Annotated in this window: 13 protein-coding genes; all 13 read right to left on the bottom strand. The window is 46.8% G+C overall.

What is annotated here, in order from left to right:
* Nucleotides 1-119: 119 nt before the first annotated feature.
* The gene (locus BC643_RS13545) at nucleotides 120-1,250 is read right to left on the bottom strand and encodes an endo-1,4-beta-xylanase (protein ID WP_120274281.1); all 1,131 of its coding nucleotides are present in this window, start codon (nucleotides 1,248-1,250) and stop codon (nucleotides 120-122) included.
* A gap of 16 nt (nucleotides 1,251-1,266) precedes the next feature.
* Nucleotides 1,267-2,721 (bottom strand): MFS transporter, encoded by a 1,455-nt coding sequence (locus tag BC643_RS13540; RefSeq protein ID WP_120273596.1) that lies wholly within the window; start codon nucleotides 2,719-2,721, stop codon nucleotides 1,267-1,269.
* Between the two features lie 23 nt (nucleotides 2,722-2,744).
* The gene (locus BC643_RS13535) at nucleotides 2,745-4,667 is read right to left on the bottom strand and encodes a sialate O-acetylesterase (RefSeq protein ID WP_120273595.1); all 1,923 of its coding nucleotides are present in this window, start codon (nucleotides 4,665-4,667) and stop codon (nucleotides 2,745-2,747) included.
* On the bottom strand, nucleotides 4,668-7,169 hold the full coding sequence (locus tag BC643_RS13530) for a glycosyl hydrolase 115 family protein (RefSeq protein ID WP_120273594.1): 2,502 nt from the start codon (nucleotides 7,167-7,169) through the stop codon (nucleotides 4,668-4,670). It lies immediately after the preceding gene.
* A gap of 50 nt (nucleotides 7,170-7,219) precedes the next feature.
* A complete protein-coding gene (locus BC643_RS13525) occupies nucleotides 7,220-8,800 on the bottom strand; it encodes a glycoside hydrolase family 43 protein (RefSeq protein ID WP_120273593.1) in 1,581 nt (526 codons plus the stop codon).
* A 3-nt stretch (nucleotides 8,801-8,803) separates the two neighbouring features.
* On the bottom strand, nucleotides 8,804-9,835 hold the full coding sequence (locus tag BC643_RS13520) for an NAD(P)-dependent alcohol dehydrogenase (protein WP_120273592.1): 1,032 nt from the start codon (nucleotides 9,833-9,835) through the stop codon (nucleotides 8,804-8,806).
* A gap of 36 nt (nucleotides 9,836-9,871) precedes the next feature.
* The gene (locus BC643_RS13515; protein WP_120273591.1) at nucleotides 9,872-11,419 is read right to left on the bottom strand and encodes an MFS transporter; all 1,548 of its coding nucleotides are present in this window, start codon (nucleotides 11,417-11,419) and stop codon (nucleotides 9,872-9,874) included.
* 33 nt (nucleotides 11,420-11,452) lie between these two features.
* Nucleotides 11,453-13,597: an alpha-glucuronidase family glycosyl hydrolase gene (locus BC643_RS13510; protein ID WP_120273590.1), complete on the bottom strand. Its 2,145-nt coding sequence runs from the start codon at nucleotides 13,595-13,597 to the stop codon at nucleotides 11,453-11,455.
* 27 nt (nucleotides 13,598-13,624) lie between these two features.
* Entirely contained in the window at nucleotides 13,625-16,369 is a 2,745-nt protein-coding gene (gene galB, locus BC643_RS13505; RefSeq protein WP_211338053.1) for a beta-galactosidase GalB, read from the bottom strand.
* Between the two features lie 188 nt (nucleotides 16,370-16,557).
* Entirely contained in the window at nucleotides 16,558-18,531 is a 1,974-nt protein-coding gene (locus BC643_RS13500; RefSeq protein ID WP_120273589.1) for a RagB/SusD family nutrient uptake outer membrane protein, read from the bottom strand.
* A gap of 12 nt (nucleotides 18,532-18,543) precedes the next feature.
* Complete coding sequence (locus BC643_RS13495) at nucleotides 18,544-21,864, bottom strand: TonB-dependent receptor (protein ID WP_245994957.1); 3,321 nt, start codon at nucleotides 21,862-21,864, stop codon at nucleotides 18,544-18,546.
* Between the two features lie 167 nt (nucleotides 21,865-22,031).
* A complete protein-coding gene (locus BC643_RS13490) occupies nucleotides 22,032-22,988 on the bottom strand; it encodes a FecR family protein (RefSeq protein WP_120273587.1) in 957 nt (318 codons plus the stop codon).
* Between the two features lie 102 nt (nucleotides 22,989-23,090).
* Nucleotides 23,091-23,657, bottom strand: a complete 567-nt coding sequence (locus BC643_RS13485; protein WP_120273586.1) for an RNA polymerase sigma-70 factor — start codon at nucleotides 23,655-23,657, stop codon at nucleotides 23,091-23,093.
* Nucleotides 23,658-23,779 lie beyond the last annotated feature (122 nt).

Genomic DNA, 23,779 nt, shown 5'->3' with positions numbered 1-23,779 from the left:
CTAAATCCCCTGAAGGGCACTTTTAGCCTCCCCTTTAGGGGACCTTGGAAGGATATCATTAAAGATGTTTCCTGTTTTTATCGCTGAAATCTATTTACTCAACTTTGTAAACTTCCGACTTACTCTTTTGTCAACTCAATAATTTTTGCCACCACCGGCTTCGGATTATTCTCCCGATCAAACAGTAGCGGATAATCTGTTCGTCCGTCGATCGGCCAGTAATTGCGCCAGCTTTGAGTATCATTCACCCCCCATTGTGTGACGCGCGAAATCACATCCTGATGTTTGAGGAACAGCTTGAAAAAATCAAGGTAACGATTTTCAAACTTGGTGTTCATCTCATCAGGCAAACCTTCTTTGTAGGGATCCATCTGCTGCTGATACTCGAAACTGGCCGAAACTTCGGCCCCCACATTCTGATCCGGAAAAGGCAAGAGAGTCAGATCCAATTCAGTAATCATCACATGCACTCCCAAGGCACCAAATGCTTCAATGCTTTTTTCAAACTCGGCAATATCCGGATGCCCCAGCCCAATATGTGCCTGCATACCGATTCCATCAATGCGAACACCTTGTTCCTGCAGTTTCTTCACCATGGCAACCACACCTTCGCGTTTTCCGGCATTGGCCATCGAGTAATCGTTGTAGTACAATTCCGCGTCGGGATCAGCCTGGTGCGCAAACTCGAACGCCAACCGGATGTAATCTTCGCCGATGATTTCGAAAAATTTACTTTGGCGGTAGGAACCGTCATCCAGAATGGCTTCATTCACCACATCCCAGCCTTTGATCCGTCCTTTGTAACGCCCAACAACCGTTTGAATGTGCGTTTTCATGCGCTCGATCATCACCTCGCGCGACACATCATTACCCAAACTATCGACAAAAAACCAGGCCGGAGCCTGCGAATGCCAGATCAGGGTATGGCCCGTAACAAACAGGCCGTTTTGCTCGCCAAAATCGACAAACTGGTCAGGCAGGTGAAAATCGAACACGCCTTCCTGTGGCTGGATCTTTTCACTCTTCATGCAGTTCTCCGCAACAATCGCATTGAACTGTTCTTTCACCACGCGGATCGCTGCCGTATCTTCTCCTACAATCTGAGCCGAATCCAATGCGGCGCCGATGTAAAATTTACCGGCAAAAGCGTCCTTCAGGCTCAAATCCTTTTCGGATTTCGGAGGTGGAGCGCAGGCCACAGCGTAAAATGCCAAAGCCATTACAGCTATATTTTGAATGTGTTTTTTCATCGTTTTTAATTCGAAATTACTTACGTCTTTCAATCAACTCTTTTTCAATCTGCACTTCCATCTTCTTGTTAATGACATAGAAGAAAAGCAGGACGAAAGCCGCTAAAAATGGCACAGATGGGTAAATACTGACCAACATTTTTGCTCCCGTCGCAACCGATTCGGGCTGAACGAGTACCTGACCAACTGCAGTCGGATCCTGGTGCAAATATCCGTAAAGACCCAAAATCCAGGTTACCAGCGAGCCACCAATCGAAAGACCGGCTTTCAGCCCAACCATCATCGCCGAGAAGATAATCGCTGTAGCACGGCGGTTGTTTTTCCACTCGGAATAGTCGGCCACATCGGCAATCATGGCCCATAAAACAGGAATCGTAATTCCGTAGAAGAAACCATGCAACATCTGGGAGGTGAACATGAGCACAACACTTTTGGCCGAGAAGAAATAGAAGGCCAGGATGAAAATGGTCGATACAAATAAGCCGCTCATGTACACATCGCGCTTACCGTATTTGTCGGCCAGCCTTTTCGACAGCGAAATACCGACAATCATGAAAATGATCCCGCCGGCGTTGAACAGACCGAAACCTGCCGAAACAGGGTCGTTGCCAAAGAAGTTAAATCCGATAGCTGACAAGCCGGCAATAATCGGGCTGATGAAATTCTCGAGAGCAACCGGATCGACGAAGTTGTTGAAATAGTAAACGTACGCCCCGCCTTTGATGGCCAGCGTAACGAAAATCAAAATGGTGACTGTCAGCATGATGATCCACGGGCGGTTTCTGATCAGGTCAGAAAGGTCGTCTTTCAAGCTGGATGTTTGTTCTGCAGTCGGAACGATCCGCTCCTTGGTCGTAAAAAAGGTAATCAGCAACATCACGGTTCCAACAATCGCCAGCCAGGTCATCACCGTTTCCATACCGGCCGCTTTATCGCCACCACCGGCAAACTCGATGATCGGCAGCATGAATACCTGCACAAAAAACTGGGCAAACATGACCGCCACAAAACGATACGAAGAAATGCTGTTGCGCTCACCCATATCGCCGGTAATCACGCCACTCAAGGCTGAATAAGGCAAGTTGTTACCGGCGTAAAGCAGTAACAACAAACTGTAAGTTGCAGCTGCGTAAATCAGTTTCCCTTTGTAGGCAAAATGAGGCGTTGAAAAGGCTAGCAAAGCCATCACCCCAAGCGGAACTGCTGTAAATAAAATCCAAGGACGGAATTTCCCCCAACGCGAATGGGTACGGTCAGCAATGGCACCGATAATCGGGTTGAATAGAAAAGCAGCGACCAATCCCACTGATAGCATGATGATGGAGGCGTCGTTGTTTTTCAATCCGTAAATATCGGTATAGAAAAAAGCTAAATAGGTAATTAACGTTTGGAAAACCAGGTTCGCAGCCAGGTCGCCAAGGCTGTAACCAATCTTTTCCAAAACAGAGATTTTTTGTGAATTCGTTGACATCAGGTTTGTGTTTATTGGGTTTATTATTCGTTGTTTGTGGTAAACGGAGAAGCCGGAAGCCCCTCCTTATTTTTCAAGTTCGCATCTGCGGGGTTGTTCGCCCAACCATACCGAACAGTTCTTGGATTCTGTATATTTTCGCTCCAAACTTTCACGGTGTTTTTATCCAGAACGACAGCATGTGCCCATTCGAAACGACCATCTTCTCCGGCAATTTGGAATCCCTGCAGGAGACTGTTGGTGAATAGGTCGGATCCTACAGAAATGAACGTCAAAACGATGCTGCCGTTTTCAATTTTCATCGACTGGTAAAGCGGTCCGCTGGAAACGACATCACTGTCACCATAAGCGACGGACTGCGCCTGCAGCGACAAGCGATGGCCGACATCTTTTTTATTCAAGGGGTGAATATCATTCCATTCGCCTATGTCGTAAATAACCGCCATTCCTGTTTTTGGTAGTTCAAGGGTGCGGCGCTGGGCATCGCGTAGTTCTGCCCAATTGCTTTCGGATGGCAATTTTTGAGGTTCGCCCAAGTTCGCTAACTGCACAAACAGGAAGGGCAATTCGGGGCGTTGGAACTGAGTCCGCCAATCCTGAATTAAGTCCCCAAACAACTGCCGGTACTCTCCCGGCCGATCCGTGTTCGATTCCCCCTGGTACCAGATTACACCCTTCAGCGTGTAATTCAGTGCCGGATTGATCATACCTTTGTACAGTCCACCTGGTGTATACTGAAAGAAGGTTTGCGATTCGAGCTGCGGCATTTCAGCGCCAATATGGTAATGCCATTCTCCAGTCAAATCGATCGTGTCATTCAGAAACCGCAATGCATAAGGTTTATCAGGCATAAAGCCTCCTCTTCCGCTTTGGCTGATCACCCGAACCATCAACTGGTTTTTGCCCGACTTCAAAACAGAAGCAGGAACCTGATAAATCCTCGGTGGATATTGGTAGGAAATAGTTCCCACAAAAGTCCCGTTAACAAAGGCTGAATCTGCATCGATAATTCGTCCGAGTCGGAGAACAGCATCTTTTGCCGCCAGGTTATCCGTCAACTCAAACTCTTTGCAAAACCAAACCGAGCCATTTTTAAAGTCGATATTCTGTTCGCTCCAATATCCGGGTAAGGAATTCTCGAGCCAATCAGAAACATCAACATCTCCAGTTGACCAATGATTAACTCCGGCGTCTTTTTGATTCAACTCGGAGTGCCAATTCTGAATTCGATTTTGATCTGCCGACTTTACACTATCAACAAAAGCTGCGGACCGGCATTGCTGAGCGCTCGCCCAGTAGTTCGGGTATTTTTGCAGGCTTGTTTCGCTTAGCCAGGCTTCGGCCGGCGAACCACCAACAGCGGAGCTAATCAGTCCGATCGGAACCCGGTATTTTTGGTACAAATCGGCTGCAAAGAAATAAGCAACCGCAGAGAAATCGAGTATGTTTTCGGCGGTCGCTGTTTTCCAATCTCCCCCTTCATAATCTGTTGTTGCATCAGTAAAAATGTAGCGCATCGGCACTTTAAATAGTCGAATTTGCGGGTTATTCACCTTGCTGATTTCGTCTTTATACAAGTCCATCACCCGGCGAATCGGCAATTCCATATTCGATTGCCCCGAACACAACCACACATCACCAATCAAAATATCTTCCAATTCAATTTCATTCACTTTCAGCGTGTACGGCCCACCGGCAGCACTAGCGGGTAGGACGACAGACCAATCACCCTGTTTATCCGCTTTCGTTTTGTAGCTTTCACCTCTGAATTCAACATTCACCCGTTCTCCCGCATCGGCCCAACCCCAAATTTTGATCGGCTCATCGCGTTGAAGCACCATGCCCTTACTCACCAAACGAGGTAGTTTAACAGCTGCCTGGATCGACAAACTAAAGCTAACCAATACAATCAGCAGAACCCAGATTTTATTTCCTTTCAGTTTCATTTAGTCAAGCTTTTTCAGTTCACTTTGCGGCGCTCCCAAGAAGCTTGGCTTCAGTCCGCCGCAATCGATTAGTATTTTCTGAAGCACGATTCCCGGCTCCAGCACCCGGAGGCGGAGGTGATGAATTCCTGTTTTTTCAATAACCAAATAGCTGATACTATCGATAATTCGTTCGGCTTGCCATTGGCCCAATTCACCTCGGTAATGCTCGTTCATATTGACGACTTGCTCTGTCCCTCCATCAATCGAGATAGCATATCGCAATCCCTTATTCGCATTGAAGTTCAGCGTAGGTGACAACAGAGCGTGCACCTCAAAGGCTCCGGTTGTGCTAAATTGGATTGCATATTCGAGGTAGATCGAATCGGTTTCGGCCGGATATTCATTTTGCGGAAAAGTGGTGATGCCCGAGCCGGTTTTTCCCAATCCCGGAATCACTTCCCAATGAATTTTGTCGCTGCCTCTGGACTGTTGAAAGTTCGACGCTTCGATAGATATGTAGCCATCTGCCTCAACAAAAACTTTTTCAGAATTTGATATTTCGGGAACCTCAACGCGGAAAACTTCCGGCATTTTTCGAACTTCGGGTTGCTGCCAATAAGTGTAGCCAATCCGAATCTGATCCATTTGATGGTTCCACTTTCCTCCTGCAATCTGCTGGTTGTAGTGGACTGTCAACAATGAATCGCGATCAAAACATTGTTGCACTTCATCAGCCCAGTCGTTTGCTTCTGGATTATTTGCTGCGGCCAACTGGTGGTTTTTCGCCACGGCGTAATACATTTCGTAGAGGTTGGAACAGGCGTTTGTCGGAAACAACACCAACTGGTCAAAGGCATCTTTGTATGCATTCGGGATCAGGTTGTACAAACGTAAAGCGTCCACCGCCAGATCGCGATAATCGTTGCGAACCCGTTCAAACTCGTTGTAATTTTCCAGGCTGAAGGTGTTCTCATCCAGCAGTTCGGGCGTCACCCGATGGTTGTATTTCGTGTACAGGTCAATAATTCGGGCAGCGTCTTCGGCATAGGCTTCACCAAACTGTTCGGCGCACCAATCTACTGTATGTTGAAACAGATTTTGCGCATTGAATTGCTCAGGATTCCAAGCCATGTCCAGAAAGAAACTAATCGGGTATTCCATTGGCTTCAAATCGCCAACATTCACAATCCACACCCGATCGACACCGTGGCTGTAGGTGAGGTTCAGTTGTTCCCAAACCCGTTGGATTTGGCTCACATTCATCCACTTATAGTTCCGGGGCCCACCAACGTAGTCGAAATGATAATACATGCCGTATCCTCCGGGATGTTTCGGCGCATCAATGTTCGGAAGCTTCCGCATATCGCCCCAGTTGTCATCGCATAAAAGCAAAGTCACGTCGTCGGGAACGCGCATCCCTTTATCGTAATAGTCCTGCACTTCTTTGTACAAAGCCCACATCTGGGGCGTTTCTTCGGCTTTCTTTCCGGTTACTTTATTGATGATCTTCCGCTGGTCGCGAACAATTTGTTCCAACAACGCGATGTTGGTTCCCTCGCTCATGGCTTCATCACCATCGCCGCGCATACCAACTGTTACAATGGTTTCGTAATCCTTCATACGCTCCATGCCTTTGGTCCAAAAGTCGGTGAGCACTTTGGCATTTTTGCTGTAGTCCCAGGGGCCCGAACCATAGCGGCGCCATTCGTCGTGTGCCCGACCAAGCGGCTCGTGGTGCGAGGTTCCAATGACAATGCCCAGTTCGTCAGCCAGGCGACCATTTTCCGGATCGTCATCAAAAAAAGCTTTTCCCCACATGGCTGGCCAAAGGTAGTTTCCGCGCAGGCGAAGGATCAACTCAAACACATGGCTGTAAAATTTGGCATTGAAATCACCAAAGTTCTCGCGCACCCAGCCTCCCAATGCGGGCTCCTCGTCATTCAGGAAAATTCCACGGTATTGTACTTTCGGGCTATCAGTCACAAAACGACCGGCTTTGATGGAAATCACGGAGTGTTGGTCAACCGGAACATCGGCCCACCAATACCAGGGCGAAACTCCCATAGCTCGTGACAAATTGAGCATGGCATAAATGGTTCCGCGCTTATCGCTGCCGGCCAAAACCAGTGCTTTGTCAACTCCGGGGAAGGGATTTTCAACAACCTGTACCAGGCTTTTTTCCCACTGCCCGCGAAGGTCCGACAAATCCAGTTTACCGGATTCCTCCAGTTCGTCAAGTAAAGTATTTTGCCCAACCGTTCCGACTAATACAATGTTCTTTTCAGTTGGAATATCGCCAATGATCAGCTTTGGCTCAGCCAGTCCAATTCGTTTCAGATCTTCCCCGAAAAGATTGGCAACATACTTCACCCCTTCGTAATCATTTTCGCCTAAAACGATGCTTGCCGTCTGACCTTCATCAGATAGCACAAATCCGGCCTCATTCTTTTCAAACAATACCAGATCGTCGAGTCCTCCGGCAATCAACTTTTGGGTTGAAAGCACGAGGAGCATCAGCATAGAAAATAGCAGAGGGTTTAGAAGTCTGTTGATCATCTTGTTCGTTGGGTTTAGGTCAATGCTTTATAATCAAACCAGTTAAAATCGGCGTAATTATCAGATTCTTTGTGGTTTGAACTGCCATACATTCCAATGTAAGTGCCTGTGAAACCTTCGTTTACCGTTGAACTTAAAAGAGATGCTTTTTGATTCGCTGCGAGGAGCGTTTTCTCGTCTCCCGGCTTTTGGTAAAAGAAGTTATATTCCAAATCTGTCGCACTTATTGTTAATATGACAGTTTTTGAAAATACCCCTTTCACTTCGCTTATCAAAACATTTTTACCGCTTTCAGTCTTGTATAGTCGTACAACATATTCTTCACCTTTCTGGCCGGCCACGAAGATGTAATTGAAGCGATCGTCGCTGAGCAAAACCAACCCGGCTTCCTCATTGTCCGCCTTCGGTTCAAACTCCATCAAACAACTGGCTTCAAACTTTTTGTGCTGCTGCCTGCGTCCAACAAATGCGGGTGTACAGATTTCGTGAATGACCTCGGGTTGCAAATAAATGCGTAAGTGCCCCCGGCGTTCAGTCCAACTAAAAAACTCAGTTGACCAGGGATGAACCGTGTTCCAAACCAAGTCCAGATCACCATCGAAATCGTCCCGTTCTTTTTTCGCAGGAAAAGGATGTGCCGGCAAATTCGGGCGCCGTTCTTTTTCCTGAATCAAACCATGAGGCGTGTCCAGCCGAATCCAGCCATCTTCGTCCCAGATGATCGGCGCCAGAAATGTTTCGCGCCCCAAGTTGTAGTTGATTCCTTCGTAGGGGCGCACGCCCAGCAAAACCATCCACCATTCGCCGTTTTGTGTTTCCACAATGTCGGCATGACCCACCACCGAAATCGGGTGCATCAGCGACAAATGCCGGTGCGATACAATCGGATTACGCGGACAGATTTCGTAATGCCCATCAATCTCTTTGGCCCGCGCCATCATTACACTGTGATTGGTAAATGTGCCGCCCTCGGCCACGATCAGGTAATAAAAGCCATCCTTCTTGTAAATATGCGGCGCTTCGATCCACTTGCTGGCGGTACGATTCCCATTCCAAATGATCTTCTTTTCACCGATAATCTGAAAAGTTTCTGGGTCGAGCTCACACAAATAAATTGCGTGATGCCCCTCGTATTCCTGTTGATCGTACGGAATGATGCAATTGCCGGCGTACCAAACACGGCCATCGTCATCAAAAAACAACGATGAGTCAATTCCGTCGGCACCCGCCACAAAAACCGGATCGCTCCAAGGGCCCTCCGGTTTTTCTGCGGTAATAATATAATTATCTCTGCGAGCTTCCCTACCCTCAGACACAAAGGTGTTTATAATATAAAAACGCCCTTTGTGATATCTGATGGTAGGTGCCCACAAACCCAAAGATGTCTCACAATTTTTATAATCCAGCTGCGTGGTGCGATGAATACCATGCCCGATTTGTTTCCAGTTTACCAGGTCTTTACTGTGAAAAATAGGCAGGCCGGGATAGTACACGAAGGAGGACGTTACCAGGTAATAATCGTCGCCCACCCGACAAATGGACGGGTCGGGATAAAAGCCCCTCAGGATTGGATTTTCAAAATATTGATGATCCATAGATCAAAGTTTTATGACAGCTTTCACAATGTCAGCTTTGTTTTTCACACAGTTTTGCAAGCCAGCCTGAATGTTGTCAAACTCAAAATAGTCCGACACAATATCTTTGATTGGCACAATACCAGCTGCCACACTCTCAATTGCCAGCGGGAAGATGTTCCGGTAGCGGAACACCGACTGGATCGACAATTCTTTATCCATGATCAGGTTGACCGGCAAGCTCACGGTTTCTTTGGCGCTGTAGCCAACAAACACAACCGTTGATCCTTTCTTCGCCATTTTCAACAGCTGCGTCATGGTAATTTCTGTACCCGCAGTCTCAATCGATAGATCCACTCCTTTACCTTCGGTCAGTTCCATGATCTTTGCCACAGCGTCTTCTTCCATACCATTGATGACACCGTTTGCACCCAGTTCGAGCGCTTTTTCGAGGCGTTTCGGCAACACATCTACCACGTACACTTTCGATACGCCCATCGCTTTCAGCGCCAGCAAGCTCACCAGGCCAATTGCACCGGCACCGGTCACCACTGCTGTTTGACCAACCGATGCACCTCCCTGTATGGCGGCGTGGAAACCAACCGCCAAAGGTTCAATCAGCGCGCCTTCCATGGTACTTACATTATCCGGTAATTTGAAGCACAAGCGAGCTTCGTGTGTCACAAATTCCTGGAAAGTCCCCGGCACCGGCGGTGTGGCGAAGAAAATCACATCCGGGCACAGGTTATATTTTCCCGATTTACAGTGTTCACAAACGCCACAGGTTTTTCCTGGTTCCAACGCGACACGGTCGCCTACTTTCAAATGCGTTACTTTTTCACCCACTTTCGTTACAGTACCCGAGCATTCATGCCCCAGCACAAAAGGTGTTTCAACAATAAAATTACTGATGCGTCCATGCTCGTAATAATGCAAATCCGAGCCACAAACACCTACATATTCTATCTTCACTAATACCTCGTCGGCTGTAGGAACCGGAATTGCTGTTTCGATAATCTCGACCTTCTCGAGTTCAGTCATTATTGCTGTTTTCATTCCTGTAAATTTTAAATTGGTAAAAGTTTTTATTACTTAAATTTCTACTTCGGTAAGTATTGAATTCGCGCCCGGCAAGTTGGTAGTTGCAGGTGCGGGTTGAATTTTATTTTCTTTCTTTTTCCATCTTCGCTCCTCCAGCGCTTTTTCAATCTGAACTTCCATGTTCTTATCGATGGAATAGAACATCAGGAAGGCAACGGAAATGGCAAAAGTGATTGTTGGGAAAACGCTCATGGCCAATTTGATTCCGAGGACAGTCGTGTCGGACTGAACGACAACCTGCTCGGCATAGCCAAACCACCCCAAAATTCCGGCAACCAAAGCCCCGCCAACACTCAAGCCGACTTTTAAACCGAATATCATTGCTGAAAAGATGATGGCGGTTGCACGACGGTTGTTTTTCCATTCCGAATAGTCGGCTACATCGGCAATCATCGCCCATAGCATGGGAATGGTGAGGCCATAGAATAAGCCGTGAAGGATTTGAACCAGGAAGATGGCTCCTACTGCACCCGGGGCACAGAAGAAGAAGGACAATTGGAAAGTTGCCGAGATGATGATTCCCCATTTGAACACCTCGCGTTTACCAATCCGGTCGGCCAAACGTTTGGAGAACATGATCCCGATGATCATGCAAATGGTTGCCAATGCGTTGAACAGGCTAAAACCGGAGGTTGCAATATCTTCCGGCCACTGGAATCCGTGTAGGCCGATTTTCACAAAAGCCGCGTTCAGGCCATCGATAAAACCATTGAAGCCAATATTTTCGAGGAAAAGCCCGAGCTTCTCGCGGTTGACAAAATCCTGGAAATAGTATACATACATACCGCCTTTCAGCGAAACGGTGATGAACAAAAACACGATCACTCCTAACATCATTAGCCAAGGGCGGTTTTTACTCAAATCCGACAAGTCTTGCTTCACGGTCGCTTCCTGATCTTTCTCGGGAACAATCCGTTCTTTCGTCGTTAAAAAGGTGATAATAAAAAAGACGATCCCGATAATGGCAAACATGGTCATCACCTTTCCGAAACCAACCGTTTTATCGCCGTCGCCAAAGATGAGCGCCAAGGGAAGCAGCAATACCTGGATGATAAACTGCGAGATCATGGCCGCCGTAAACCGGTAGGCCGAAATACTATTGCGCTGCTGCATGCTTCCGGTCATCACCCCGCTGAGCGATGAGTACGGCAGGTTGTTGGCTGAATACACCAGCACTAAAAAAACGTAAGTCGCCAGTGCATAAATGATCTTTCCGGTCGGGCTGAAGTTCGGGGTGGCAAAAGCCAGTATCGCGGATAGCCCGAACGGAATAGCCGTCCACAACACCCAGGGACGAAACTTTCCCCAGCGGGTATTGGTCCGGTCGGCGATAATGCCCATTACCGGGTTGAAAAAAGCGCCGAACATGCCGCCACCGAAAATAATGGCGGAAGCCGTTACCGGTGGTATTTTATAAATGTCGGTATAGAAAAAGGCGATAAACGCCATGAGGGTCTGGAAGATGAGGTTGGCAGCCAGGTCGCCCAGGCTGTAGCCAATTTTCTCAACAACCGATATCTTTTCTGTTACAGCTTTCATGTTTGATTTTATCAGGTTTGTGGTTCTGGTCTGCTAGTTGTGGTGCGTCATATCGAACTTGATTTTTTTCAACTGTTCGAGCACATGAACGGGTCGGTCCAATTCTTCAGGGATCGGTTTGCCGGAGAAGGTTTGAAAGTAAAGCAGACAGGCATCGCGCCACCACATCGCTTCTGTTGCCTGGATCGCCAGTTTCGCCTGAACTTCACTAAAGCGTTGCGCATCAACTTTGCCTTCCATTCGATCCCAAATCTTTTGAAACACTTTCACCCGATCAACTCCCGAAGAATATTTATAGCACAGCTCGTCCCACAAAGTATTGCCGCTGTGCAATACGTAATCCCACGACAGGTGATGGAACCACAACAAGTACATTTCCGGGCAAGTGGATACATTATCGTAGATTGAACGCAGCGGGTCTGCATATTGCAAAACGGCCTCACTACCGGTTGTTGAACGGTCGAAACCAATGCCCATTGAATCTGCCTTGTGGTAATAAGTCGGTAACCAGTCCGGGCGTGCTCCCGGCACTTCACACCAGGGTTCCGGACCATGATGATGTCCCCAGCCCATCAAATGATGCAATCCAATCGGAGTCATGTAATTCACAACCGCTTCGCGCGATTGCAGCATCACCCGTTTCATCTCGCTCACGAAATCGGCATCCTGCGTAAACGTTTGCTCGAGCCACTCATTCGCGATTTCTGCTGATGACAATTTTTTATTCCAGGCCAGTCGACCGAAAGCGTACCAGTTTGACTGCGCAAAATGATGCCCACACCAATTGGTATCTTCACCAATATTGGCCACTCCAGCAATGGCTGTAATCGAATCGTTGAACACTTCGCCATCGGTAATCCGGGCAATGGTTGTGTTTGGCCCTTCGGCGTAAGTGTCAGTATCCAGGCATTCTTCAAACAGGGTTGACAAGAACACCAGGTGATCTGAAAACCCTAAATATTCCTGCGTAATTTGAAATTCCGGCATCAGCGTCGTGTGCTTCATGGCACCGAACATCGGGCTGAAAGGCTCTCGCGGCTGAAAGTCAATCGGACCATTTTTCAACTGGATGATCACATTCTTCCGAAACTGCCCATCCAACGGAACAAACTCCTTGTAAGCCTGCTTAGCACGATCGTCTCCATCCGGGTTGTACACAAAGGCACGCCACATCACAATTCCACCGTGCGGAGCTAACGCGTCGGCTAACATGTTGGCACCATCGGCGTGCGTACGTCCGTAATCCTGAGGCCCCGGGAGGCCTTCGGAGTTGGCTTTCACCAAAAATCCTCCGAAGTCCGGTATCATAGCGTAGATTTCATCTGCTTTGTCGCTCCACCAGCTTTTCACCTGATCATTTAACGGATCCGAATTCTCCAAACCACCCAGCTCTTTAGGCGACGAGAAGTTAACTGACAAATAAACTTTGATGCCGTAAGGGCGGAAAATGCCCGCCAGCACGTTTACTTTTTCGAGGTAGTCTTTCGTCAGAATATCCGGGTTGGCGTTCACATTATTCAACACGGTGCCATTGATCCCGATGGAGGCGTTTGCGCGGGCATAAGCTTCGTAGCGCGGACTGTTTGTTCCGGGCAGTTCGTCCCATTTCCAGATGGAATGACCAGCGTAACCACGCTCCACTGTTCCGTCCAGGTTGTCCCAGTGATTTAGAATACGGCGCTGGTACGATGGAATTTCCACCCGGTCAATCTCAGCTAAATCGGAAGAACTGGTTTTGAGCAACCGCAGAAACTCGTAAACCCCGTAAAGCGCTCCAAACTCCGTATTCGCAGCAATCACAATTGTACCATCACCTTGCTTTCTGCGAATGATGAAACCATCATCTCCAAGCGTTGCCAACTCATCTTCACTCACCAAGCTGGCAATTGCCTTCGATTCGGCTGTTCCAATCAGCACAATATCTTGAGCCACTTTTTTAGTGAAACTCACCTCGCCGACTCCCAACGCAGGGAAACTCTTGGCCAACTCATCTTTTATAATTTTGAAGGTGGCCGATTCTTCCTGAATGCAAATAGTCGCCGGAATCGTAGTTTTTACTTCCGGCGAAAGCTGCTGGTTGGTGAACCACAATTGAGAGCCGTCAATGGCTTGAGCAAATGAGGCCGGATTGACCATCAAGAGAATAAACAGGCTTGAAATGATTGATTTTATTTTCATTGGTTTGTGGTGTTTCGTTGGTTTTTGCTACGGTTTCAGTTGTATTACTGTTTCGGTTGATTGAAGCTGACCGGACTCGGCTTTTAACTGAATTGTTCCTTGTGCTCCGGGCTTGGCCTTCACGATTACCAGGCAGAGTCCGCCAAAAGCTTTTCGGTTGTGCGACGGGAAGGCGTTCATATCTGTGGGATCGCCATTATCGGTTGCCACAATCTCGCCGGGCCCTTCAATGCTGAATTGAATTTCATCCGCAGCATCCCGAACCCAAAGCCCATTTTCATCAGTCACTTTCACGGTGACGAATGCCAGATCTTTACCGTCAGCTTTTATCTCGTTTCGATCTGCGTCTGCTGCTATTCCTGCAGCTTCGCCGGTTGTACGAATTGTTTGTTCGGCCCACGCTTTGCCATCCTTGTAGGCCACCGCTTTCAACTCGCCCGGCTCGTATTGCACATCATCCCAGCGCAGGCGGTATTCCAGTTCGCCTTTGGCTTTTTTTCCCAGCGAACGGCCGTTCAGGAACAACTCTACTTCATCACCCGAAGTGAACACATGCACGGGAGTGACTTTGCCAATTCGATCGGGCCAGTTCCAGTGCGGCAAGATATGCACCATCGGCAAATCAGGCCGCCAGCGCGCTTGGTACAGGTAATAGCGATCTTTCGGGAATCCCGCCAAATCGATGATGCCGGAATACGAACTTCGGGCTGAGTAATACGGGGTGGGTTCGCCGATGTAATCCCAGCCGGTCCACACAAACTCGCCGGCAACAAACGGGTGCGCATCCTGGGCAGCAAATACTTTATCGGCACTCGAGCCAAAGTCTACAGCGTAAAGCTCGTACGCACTTACATAGCCGTTGGCTTCATTGCCACCTTTTCCTTCACGAACCGGGGCACTCAACTTTTCCGAAACCGGAAACAGATAGGTTCCGCGTGTGCTCAAGGCTGATGCCGATTCGGTGCTTATAATTGTTTTCTCCGGAAACTGCTCGTGGAAGGCAGGATACTGAGGCGCCGTGCGAATGCGGTCGGTCCCCTCAAACATTGGATCCTGACGAATACCTTCTCCCTGGTAATTCAATCCAACCAAGTCAGCCACCTTCGGAAGCTCCATATAGGGCTTAGCGTAGTTCATTGCAGTGATTGTCGGACGTGTCGGATCTTCATCCTTCACAAAATCGTACAGCCGTTTGCCAACAGCAGCGCCTTCTTTGGCTGTGTACTGTTCACCCACTTCGTTGCCAAAACTCCAAATGATCACCGATGGGCAATTGCGGTCGCGACGAATAAACGCGCGGGTATCAGCCTCCGACCAATCGGGGAAAATCAGGTGAAAATCGTGCGGTGTTTTCTTCATTTCCCAGCAATCGAAAATCTCATCGATCACCAGGAATCCCATGCGGTCGGTCAGCTCCAACAATTCGGGTGCCGGCGGGTTGTGCGACATGCGGATGGCGTTGCAGCCCATGTCCCACAATATCTCGAGTTGGCGTTCGACCGCACGCATATTGAAAGCGGCGCCCAGAGCTCCCAAATCATGGTGCTGGTTAACTCCATGAATTTTGATGAGTTCACCATTCACCAAAACGCCTTGATTTGGATCGAATTGCACATCGCGAACACCAAAACGTGTTTCGTATTGATCAATTAATTGGTCATTCTCATAGAGCTCGGTCACTGCAACATACAAATTCGGTTGTTGCGTGGGGCGCGGCCCCCAAAGTTTCGGATTTTTCAAAACAGTACTCGCTTCAATTTTAGCTTGCTCTCCGGCCACGACTGTTACGGTTTGCGGATCGAAAACACCTGCAACAGCTTCTTTGCGCTTGCCGTTTTCGTCTAACTCAAAAATCCGTGTAATCAGTTTTGATTCACTATTTTTTTCTGAATTGTTTTCAATTTTTACTTCCAGGTCGAGCTTGGCTGACTCGCCGGAAACATCGCTCGTTTTGACGAAGGTTCCCCAATGGGCAATGTGTACCGGGTTTGTTTTGACCAGCCACACGTTGCGGTAAATGCCGCCGCCGGGATACCAGCGCGCTGAATAATTGGGGTTGTCAACCCGGATAGCCAACTGGTTTGTGCCGCCGGGGATTAAATAGGGCGTAAGGTCTACGCGCCAGGAATTGTAGCCATAGGGCCAGCCACCAACCAGGTTTCCATTCAACCAAACGATGGCATAGGACATGGCTCCATCAATATCGAGGAAAAAATTCTTTCCGGCATCCTCAGCAGGAATGCTCAACTTTTTACGGTACCAGCCCACGCCGTTGCTCGGCAGGCGGCCCATACCTCCACCAACTTCAGGATTATCGCCCACAAAGAATGGCCCTTGAATGCCCCAGTCGTGTGGCAATGTTACCTGCTCCCACGAACTGTCGTCAAAATCGGCCTGAACAAAAGGAAAGTTTCCACCCGGGTTTCCTTCCGGACGGATATGTTGTGTTTCTGAATCAGCAATGAACTCGTTTGCTGTTGGCAATACCCAAGGTTTCAAAACCAGTTGTTTACTTTCAATATCGACAGCCTCAGTTGGCTTCGAATCTGCATCCTTGCTGTCGTTATTCTCCGTTACCTCCGGGCGAACATCGAAAATCAGCGAATCACTCTGTTCAGCGCTGTCGTATTTGTAGAAAGTCCAGCCCTCATTCAAACTGATACGTTCTCGGACAGCCACTTTTGTTGTCGCATCCGGCTGGCAGCCAAAAGTAATAGAGAGCAAACAAAGGAGAAGTACGTTTCTGGTTTTCTTGCAGGTTCGATTCATCATTGATTCATTTTTTACTGGCTGAAAAAATCACCGGTTTGGTGAGCTTTTCGTGCCGGTCGGAAAATCATCACTGGCTGACACATTCACAAATACCACTCGTGCCTGCCTCTATTTTGGAAAAACGGAACCGGAACAAAGTCCGGTTCCATCTCAATTTACTCAATTAAACATTATCAGATCCGATCAAACTAATAACCTGGGTTTTGATATGCTTCCTTTTCCGTGTCAGACATCTCTAAACCATCAATCTGGCTTGAAGGAATAGGACGCAAATAGTCTTGCTCACTTATAGTTCTGCTGTAGGTTTCCCGGTCGTGAACATGTGCATTCTCTTTCGAAGCGTCGCTACAAATATCAAATTCGCCCGCTAGCTCTCCCCACTTCTGCGTACGAACCAGGTCTAACCAACGGTAACCTTCTCCGAAGAATTCGCGAGAACGTTCCGCCAATATGTAATCAATTGTGATGGAAGAGGGCGTATTCGCAATCATTTCCGAGCTGTAATCAACACTTACATCTGAAGCATCACTATTACTGTATGTCCAAACACCAGCGCGAGCGCGCAGAACGTTGACTAAATCAACGGCAGAATATGTGCCCGATGCGCCTTTCACTGCAGCTTCAGCTGCCACCAGGTAAAGTTCAGACAATTTCGCAATCGGGAACGGACGTGTTATACCGCTGTTTGGCGAACCCAATCCTCCATCCTGCTCATGAGTCGAGACATAAGGTCCCAACTTCCAAAGCGTTGGCCAGGCAAAACGACTAATTGCCGAAGGGCCTACTACCCAGTCTGCTCTTCCGGGCAAGGTTCCTGCGCCCATTCCACTTTTATCGTCAGAAGAAGAACTCGGATAAGTGATATCTGAAGAATCTTCACCAAGGAACGTTAAAACCGGGTCTCCCATCACTACAGGTAGGTCGTTTGCATTGTACAAAACATCGTAATCGCTTCCAGAGTAAGAAGAGTTCTTCTGCCAGTTTCCTCTGAAAACAGTGTTGAAAGTCCCGTCATAACGGGAGTCATATGTTTTGTCTGCAAACGTCTCTTCAAATACTCCAATTGGTGTTGACATACGACTCCATGGGCGTCCGTAGGGCTGAGCTTCTTCACGCTGTGTCGAGATCAACGCCGAGCCGCTGGATGTATAACTTGTCAGGTTTCCGGAATAGTTCCAGTTTGGAAACCAGGCAGCGAAGTTACCAGGAGCCGAACCACTGTTATAAGAGTGACTGGAGCCGTCGTAATATTCACTGTCTTCCGTATGATCGGCATATAAAAGCATCTCGCTGTGTCGATCATTTGACCCAACATGCACCTGATAGAATGATGTCTGCAAAGAAAACGGACCAGGATTGTCGATAGCTGTTACTGCAACATTATAGGCTTCCTGGAAGTACCATGATGCACTTTGACCATCCGGATCAGTTCTGCTGTCAACCACAGGATAAGTAGCAATGTTGTTTGGATTTTCCAGCCACCAAGCATAAGTCAAGTAAGCTTTCGCCAAAAATAACCGAGCTAAAGTGGTGGTTGCTGTTCCTGTTGCACGACCTTCATCGGGCAAATTATCAATCGCATCCAGCAAATCCGGGAAAATTGCAGTTGTGTACACTTCGGCCACCGTATTCCGAACCGATGTACGTGACGGACTTGTGTTAAAAGCCAATTCACCGGAACCCAAATCCAAGGGAACACCGCCGAAGGTTTGAACTAACAGGAAATAATTGAAGGCACGGAAAAATTTAGCTTCGGCAATCAACGCATCTGATACGCCGGCATCTGTTCCGTACTGAATGATACCATTAGCTGTGTTAATACTCTTAAATGCATATTCCCATGTAATGCTGGTATTGCTATTTGCCGAGGTGAGTACTCCTGCTCCGGAAAAGTCCATTGCTTTAAACTGTTCGTCGGCACTGAAACCGTAAGTATACTCGTCAGTCCCCGTTTCATAGGCATTCAGAAAATAACCATTCCCGAACATGTAACGCAAATTCGAATATAAATAAGTCAATCCCCCTTCGGCTCCTTCCTGAGTTTTAAAATATTCGGGAGTGAATGTTGCACGGGGGGTTTCGTCCAGAATGTCGGAGCACCCTACAAAGAACAAAGCCAGCAAAGCCGTTCCTATTATATTTTTAAATTGAAGATATTTCATAGTTATCAGGTTCTAGAAAGTCAGATTAATACCAAATAAGAAATTACGCGTAGATGGTGAGTTTGTACCAATTACCAAGAGACGTTTTGCATATGAAGTAGAAACTGCCTGGTTTTCGTCGCCATAAGAGTTCGTTTCCGGATCGCCACCTGATTCTTTGTTATATGGCGAGAATAGTACAAATGGGTTTTGTACGGTAAAGTACAGTCTCAGCTTATTGATACCTGCATCTTTCAACCAACCGTCCCGACTGAAATTATAGCCCAATGTGATGGTTCTCACTTTCAGATAAGAAGCGTCGAAATAACCTAATGTGCTTCCGTATTTTGGATTGTCACCTGCCAACGTACCGCCTGGTTTTGGGTACTTCGCATCGGTATTCGATTCTGTCCAGTAATCAACGTCAACGTTATTCCGGCGTCCAGTCAGCATGTTCAAATAACCATTCGAAGAATAGAGTGTACTAATCAGTTTTCCTCCCGACTTGAAGTCTCCAACAACGGAAAGATCAACATTTTTGTACGCAACACGAGTACTGAAACCTCCCTGGAATGTTGGCTCCAAATCAATGATCTGACGATCGTCGGTATTAATTTGTCGTGTTGGCGTACCGTCCTCATTATAATCGCCGGTATATTCGACCTTGATATCACCTGCCTGGCCATTCGGTTCTAAAACAGACATATTTGCGTCGCCTTCGTTCCAGATGCCAATCTTTTTGTAGTCATATACAACATCAATCGGATGTCCTACGAACCACCAGTTTGACTCGTCGCGCTCTACTCCCGAAGCCAGACCTGTTAGCTTATTGCGGTTTGCATAGATGTTAATTCCGGCATCCCATGTCCAGCCGTTGTGGTCTTCCATGATTACTCCGTTAAGAGATAGTTCAAAACCTTTGTTCTGAGAACGACCAATGTTTGCCGTGTAGCTTTCAACCCCAGATGTACTTGGAAGGCTCACATCAAACAAAATATCTTTTGTTTTCTGAATGTAGTATTCCATTGTACCGGTTATGCGGCTATTCGCCAAACCGAAATCCAAACCAACGTTGTAAGTTTCTGAATACTCCCATCCAAGATTATCATTAGCCAGTTCTGAAACATAATAACCGGTTACGTATTGGCTTCCGTAGTTGTATGGTGAAGAGCTCAACAATCCAAGCGTCGAGTAAGGATCAACTGACTGGTTTGACGTTTGTCCGTAACCAACACGCAGTTTCAATCTGTCGACTGCTTTCAGGTTACCCATAAAATTTTCTTCGCCAATGTTCCAACCGGCCGACACAGCGGGATAAGTATGATTGTTATTACTTGGAGACAAACGGGATGACCAGTCGGAACGAACAGCAAGACTTAACATGTATTTACCGTTGTATGAATACATGGCACGTGCCATCAACGATTTCAAGCCTGCTTCGTAATAACCCTGTTGATCCGGGTCAATCGTAATTTCATCGGTAGCCTGCCCCAAGTTGTAGAACTGGAATTGGTCTGAAGGAATACCGGTAGCCGACACAACAGAACTGTGATAGTGCGTTTGCTCTGCCGAATAAAGACCTACAAAATTGAAGTTGTGCTTGTTATTAAAGACGCGATCATAGGTTACCAAGTTTTCGACAGCCCAGTTCGTGGTTAGCGAGTTTCCGATCGTCGCAACAGAAGCTGCTGATTCACTTGAATTGAAAACACCTTCTCCGGTGTAGTCACCGTCGTTTGTTGTGCGGAAGTTTAAGCCAATATTCAACCGATATTTCAGCCCCTCAACTCCGGGTATTGCAAGTTCGCCGTAAATTGTGTTATACGAACCAAATGCTAACGACTTATTTACCCAGGCATCACCAAGTGATTTTATCCCTTCTCTTGTATAAGAATACATGTCGTCGATCCCGGCAACATTCACGCGGGTTTTTAATGATCCGTCTTCGTTATATGGATCGGTGATCGGAGTTGTCGCCAAGGTATTGTAAAGACTAAAGTCGCTACCGTTGGTAATCGAATAGTTGCTATTTGTCGAGAAACCAACTTTGACGTGGTCTCCGATTCGCTGGTCTAAAGATGAGCGAATTGAAAAACGTGTATAATTTTGCTCTGGCACCAAAGCCTCGTCTTTGTAATAGCCTATGCCAAAGCTGTAGTTTCCGGTTTCTGTACCGCCGGATACACCAACATCGTGAGAAGTGACCATACTGTTTTTGAACAACAAATCCTGCCAATCCGTGCTCACATCATCACTTTCATCAGAACCATTTGAGTAAAGACCAGCATACTCGCGAAGTTTTATGAAATCAGAGGAGCCCATCATCGGGTATTTGGAGAAAAGTGTTTTCAGACCAACGTAGCTATCATAGGTGACAGTTGCTTTCTGCCCCATTTTACCTTTGTTCGTCGTGATAATGATAACACCGTTGGCACCGCGGGAACCATAAATTGCGGTAGCCGAGGCATCTTTCAGGATCTCGAGGGTCTTAATATCACTTGGGCTAATATCGTTAATAGAACCCGCAAACGGTATTCCGTCCAGTACAATCAAGGGATCGTTACTTGCATTCAGAGAGCGGGTACCACGAATACGAATCTGCATCGAAGCCCCTGGCTTGGATGATGTTTGGGTCATTTGAACACCGGAAACACGTCCTTGCAAAGCTTGAGAAACGTTTGCTGCCGGAATCTCTTTCATTTGTTCCGCATCAACAGAAGAAACAGAACCGGTAACCTCTTCTTTGCGTTGAACACCATAACCAATGGCAACAACTTCTTCCAAACCAATGGTTTGCTCCTGCATCACCACATCAATCTGTGATCTTCCGTCCAATGGCATTTCAATATTTTCCATACCAACAAATGAGAAGATCAGTGTTGAAGCACCTGAAATGTTCTTCAAGATATAATTACCATCGAAATCGGTAATGGTCCCGTTTGTCGTTCCTTTTTCAACAACGGTAACACCGGGCAACGGCTGACCTGTCGCGTCCGACACGGTTCCGCTAACGGAAACGATCTGCTGCTGTTGCTGATCGAACGACCACACAACGTCGCTTTTAGAAATAATTACTGATTTGTCGACAATTTTGTAAGAGACATCCATGTCTCCGAGAATTTGTTCGAGCACATTCTCAATGCTTGCATTATTCAGGTCGACATCAACACGGCGGCTGACATCAAAATCATCGTTACTGTAAAAAAACTGGTAATCACTTTGACTTTTGAGCTCATCCAACACATCCTTGATCGTCGTGTTTTTCAGCTGAAGGTTGAATTTGGCTTGTTGGGAAAAGGAACTTGCCGTAGCACCCAACATACTCAAAAAGAATAAGAAGATTGTTAGTTTCATACACAAGAATAGTTTAGGTACGAAATACCCCTGCCAATCAGGCGGATAGATCTGATTTTTTTTCATAAGTTTGTTCTTGAGTTTTATTACTTAATTAGGCCTGTTCTGGTAAAACAGGCTTGAAATTTTAGGTCGGATGATGCTGGTAACATCACCGGCCTGTTTTTTTATTTGTCCATTATTTCAATCTGTTCTTTATTGGTTTCAAATTTCACTTTATTAATCTGCTGGATAATTCGGAGCGTGTACTCTAAGGAGCGGTCTTTGTTGATTACACCCGAAAAACGGTAATTCTTGATCTTTTCATTTTGAAATGTAAAGCTCACTTCGTACCAACGTTCCAGCTGTTTGGTTAGGTTCTGCAGCGTCTCGTCGTTGAAGTAGATTTTCCCGCCTTTCCACGATGTAAACTCATCCGTATTAACCTGCTTGGTTTCCACATTGCCCGATTCGCGGCTGAAAAGCAATTGTTGTCCGGGCTTCATCATCACATCGTCGTTATCCGACATGAATTCAACCTGTCCCTCAACCAATACTGTTTCAATCACAGGCTCGTTTTGGTAGGCTTTCACGTTGAACTGGGTACCATGCACTTTGACGGCCGAGTTACCGGCATGCACGATAAAAGGAATATTTTTGTTTTTCGTAACTGAGAAGAAGGCTTCACCTTCCAGGTAAACTTCGCGGTTTTCGCTGCCGAAGGATTGTTTGTATTTCAGGTTTGATCCGGCATTCAACCACACGTTTGTGCCATCGAAAAGTGTCACGTTCGAGATTTGACCGTTGGGTGCAGAGATGCAGGCAAAAGTGTCCGGCATTTCTGAAGGCGACTGGATTAGAAACAGTCCGCCAGTCAGCAGCACGGCCACCACAAAAACGGCTGCATATTTGGCAAAGCTGAGCCAAAGCTTCCGGCTGTTTTTCATATTGCCTTTCACTTCTCTCCAAGCTTTGTCAGTCGATTTCAGGTTCCGCAGTTTTGCTACCTTGTCGCGCGCATCCAGAATTTGCTGCGAAATCTTTAAATCCTCATCGTTCGCTTCAAACCGCAGCGAGTCATCTGTTTTCTCGCCGTGCAGCTTCGCAGCCAATTCTTCCCACTTATTTTTTGCTTGTTCTGTCATTTCACTCTTTTGACACAAAAAGACACCGATAGGGTGAAGCCCAACGGATTTTTTTTCAATGCAAATTCACTTTACACTGAATATCAAGACAATTACAGACTATTATTTTTTTCGTCGACCGAACGAAAAACTAAAAAGATTCAGGAAATAAGCGGAAAGTTTGAAGCGAATCATTTTGTAAGCAATGCCCATTTGTGTTTTAATGGTGTTCTTGGACAAATTCAGAGTCGACGCAATTTCGTTGTAGGTGAGACGCTCATGATAAGCTAACAGAAAGACCTTTTTACACTGGGCAGGCAGCTCATCGATTGCTTTGGAAATATGAACAGCCAATTCTTCTTCTGAGAAATTATTGTTGGGATCATCGATCAATTCTGATGAAACAGCTGATTCCGTAATCTCGTCCATCTGTTTCTCATCCCTCAGGTAATTCAAACTTCGGTTACGTACCATATTGAAAAGGTAACTTTTCAGGCTGGATCGAATCGTCAACTCATCTCTTTTCTGCCAAAGTGCCACAAAGACTTCCTGCACAATATCGTCGGCAATCTGCTCGCTTTTTACATAGCGCAGAGCAATTAGACATGCCAGCTGGTAATTCGCTTTGAAAAATCGTTCAAAGGACGATTCGTCTGTCAAACCAAAGTTATTTCGATCGAGGACTCCCATATAACCTTTTCACGGCAGAGCAATATTATCAATTTTTTGATGAGAAATGAAATCTAACCCTAAAACGGTGATTTTGTCATTTCAGAATTCAAAGAACGCTTCGGGCCTATCCCGCTAAAAAT

Origin of the sequence: Mangrovibacterium diazotrophicum (genome assembly GCF_003610535.1) — a bacterium.
Taxonomy (GTDB): Bacteria; Bacteroidota; Bacteroidia; order Bacteroidales; family Prolixibacteraceae; genus Mangrovibacterium; species Mangrovibacterium diazotrophicum.
Note: the sequence above shows the minus strand (reverse complement) of the source record. Positions and strands in the feature narration are given on the sequence as shown.

What these genes read in the sequence shown, in the direction of transcription:
- BC643_RS13535 (WP_120273595.1), bottom strand. Translation starts at nt 4,667, where the DNA reads ATGAAACTGAAAGGAAATAAAATCTGGGTTCTGCTGATTGTATTGGTT.
- galB (WP_211338053.1), bottom strand. Translation starts at nt 16,369, where the DNA reads ATGATGAATCGAACCTGCAAGAAAACCAGAAACGTACTTCTCCTTTGT.
- BC643_RS13485 (WP_120273586.1), bottom strand. Translation starts at nt 23,657, where the DNA reads ATGGGAGTCCTCGATCGAAATAACTTTGGTTTGACAGACGAATCGTCC.
- BC643_RS13510 (WP_120273590.1), bottom strand. Translation starts at nt 13,597, where the DNA reads ATGAAAATAAAATCAATCATTTCAAGCCTGTTTATTCTCTTGATGGTC.
- BC643_RS13545 (WP_120274281.1), bottom strand. Translation starts at nt 1,250, where the DNA reads ATGAAAAAACACATTCAAAATATAGCTGTAATGGCTTTGGCATTTTAC.
- BC643_RS13495 (WP_245994957.1), bottom strand. Translation starts at nt 21,864, where the DNA reads ATGAAACTAACAATCTTCTTATTCTTTTTGAGTATGTTGGGTGCTACG.
- BC643_RS13515 (WP_120273591.1), bottom strand. Translation starts at nt 11,419, where the DNA reads ATGAAAGCTGTAACAGAAAAGATATCGGTTGTTGAGAAAATTGGCTAC.
- BC643_RS13500 (WP_120273589.1), bottom strand. Translation starts at nt 18,531, where the DNA reads ATGAAATATCTTCAATTTAAAAATATAATAGGAACGGCTTTGCTGGCT.
- BC643_RS13530 (WP_120273594.1), bottom strand. Translation starts at nt 7,169, where the DNA reads ATGCTGATGCTCCTCGTGCTTTCAACCCAAAAGTTGATTGCCGGAGGA.
- BC643_RS13520 (WP_120273592.1), bottom strand. Translation starts at nt 9,835, where the DNA reads ATGAAAACAGCAATAATGACTGAACTCGAGAAGGTCGAGATTATCGAA.
- BC643_RS13490 (WP_120273587.1), bottom strand. Translation starts at nt 22,988, where the DNA reads ATGACAGAACAAGCAAAAAATAAGTGGGAAGAATTGGCTGCGAAGCTG.
- BC643_RS13540 (WP_120273596.1), bottom strand. Translation starts at nt 2,721, where the DNA reads ATGTCAACGAATTCACAAAAAATCTCTGTTTTGGAAAAGATTGGTTAC.
- BC643_RS13525 (WP_120273593.1), bottom strand. Translation starts at nt 8,800, where the DNA reads ATGGATCATCAATATTTTGAAAATCCAATCCTGAGGGGCTTTTATCCC.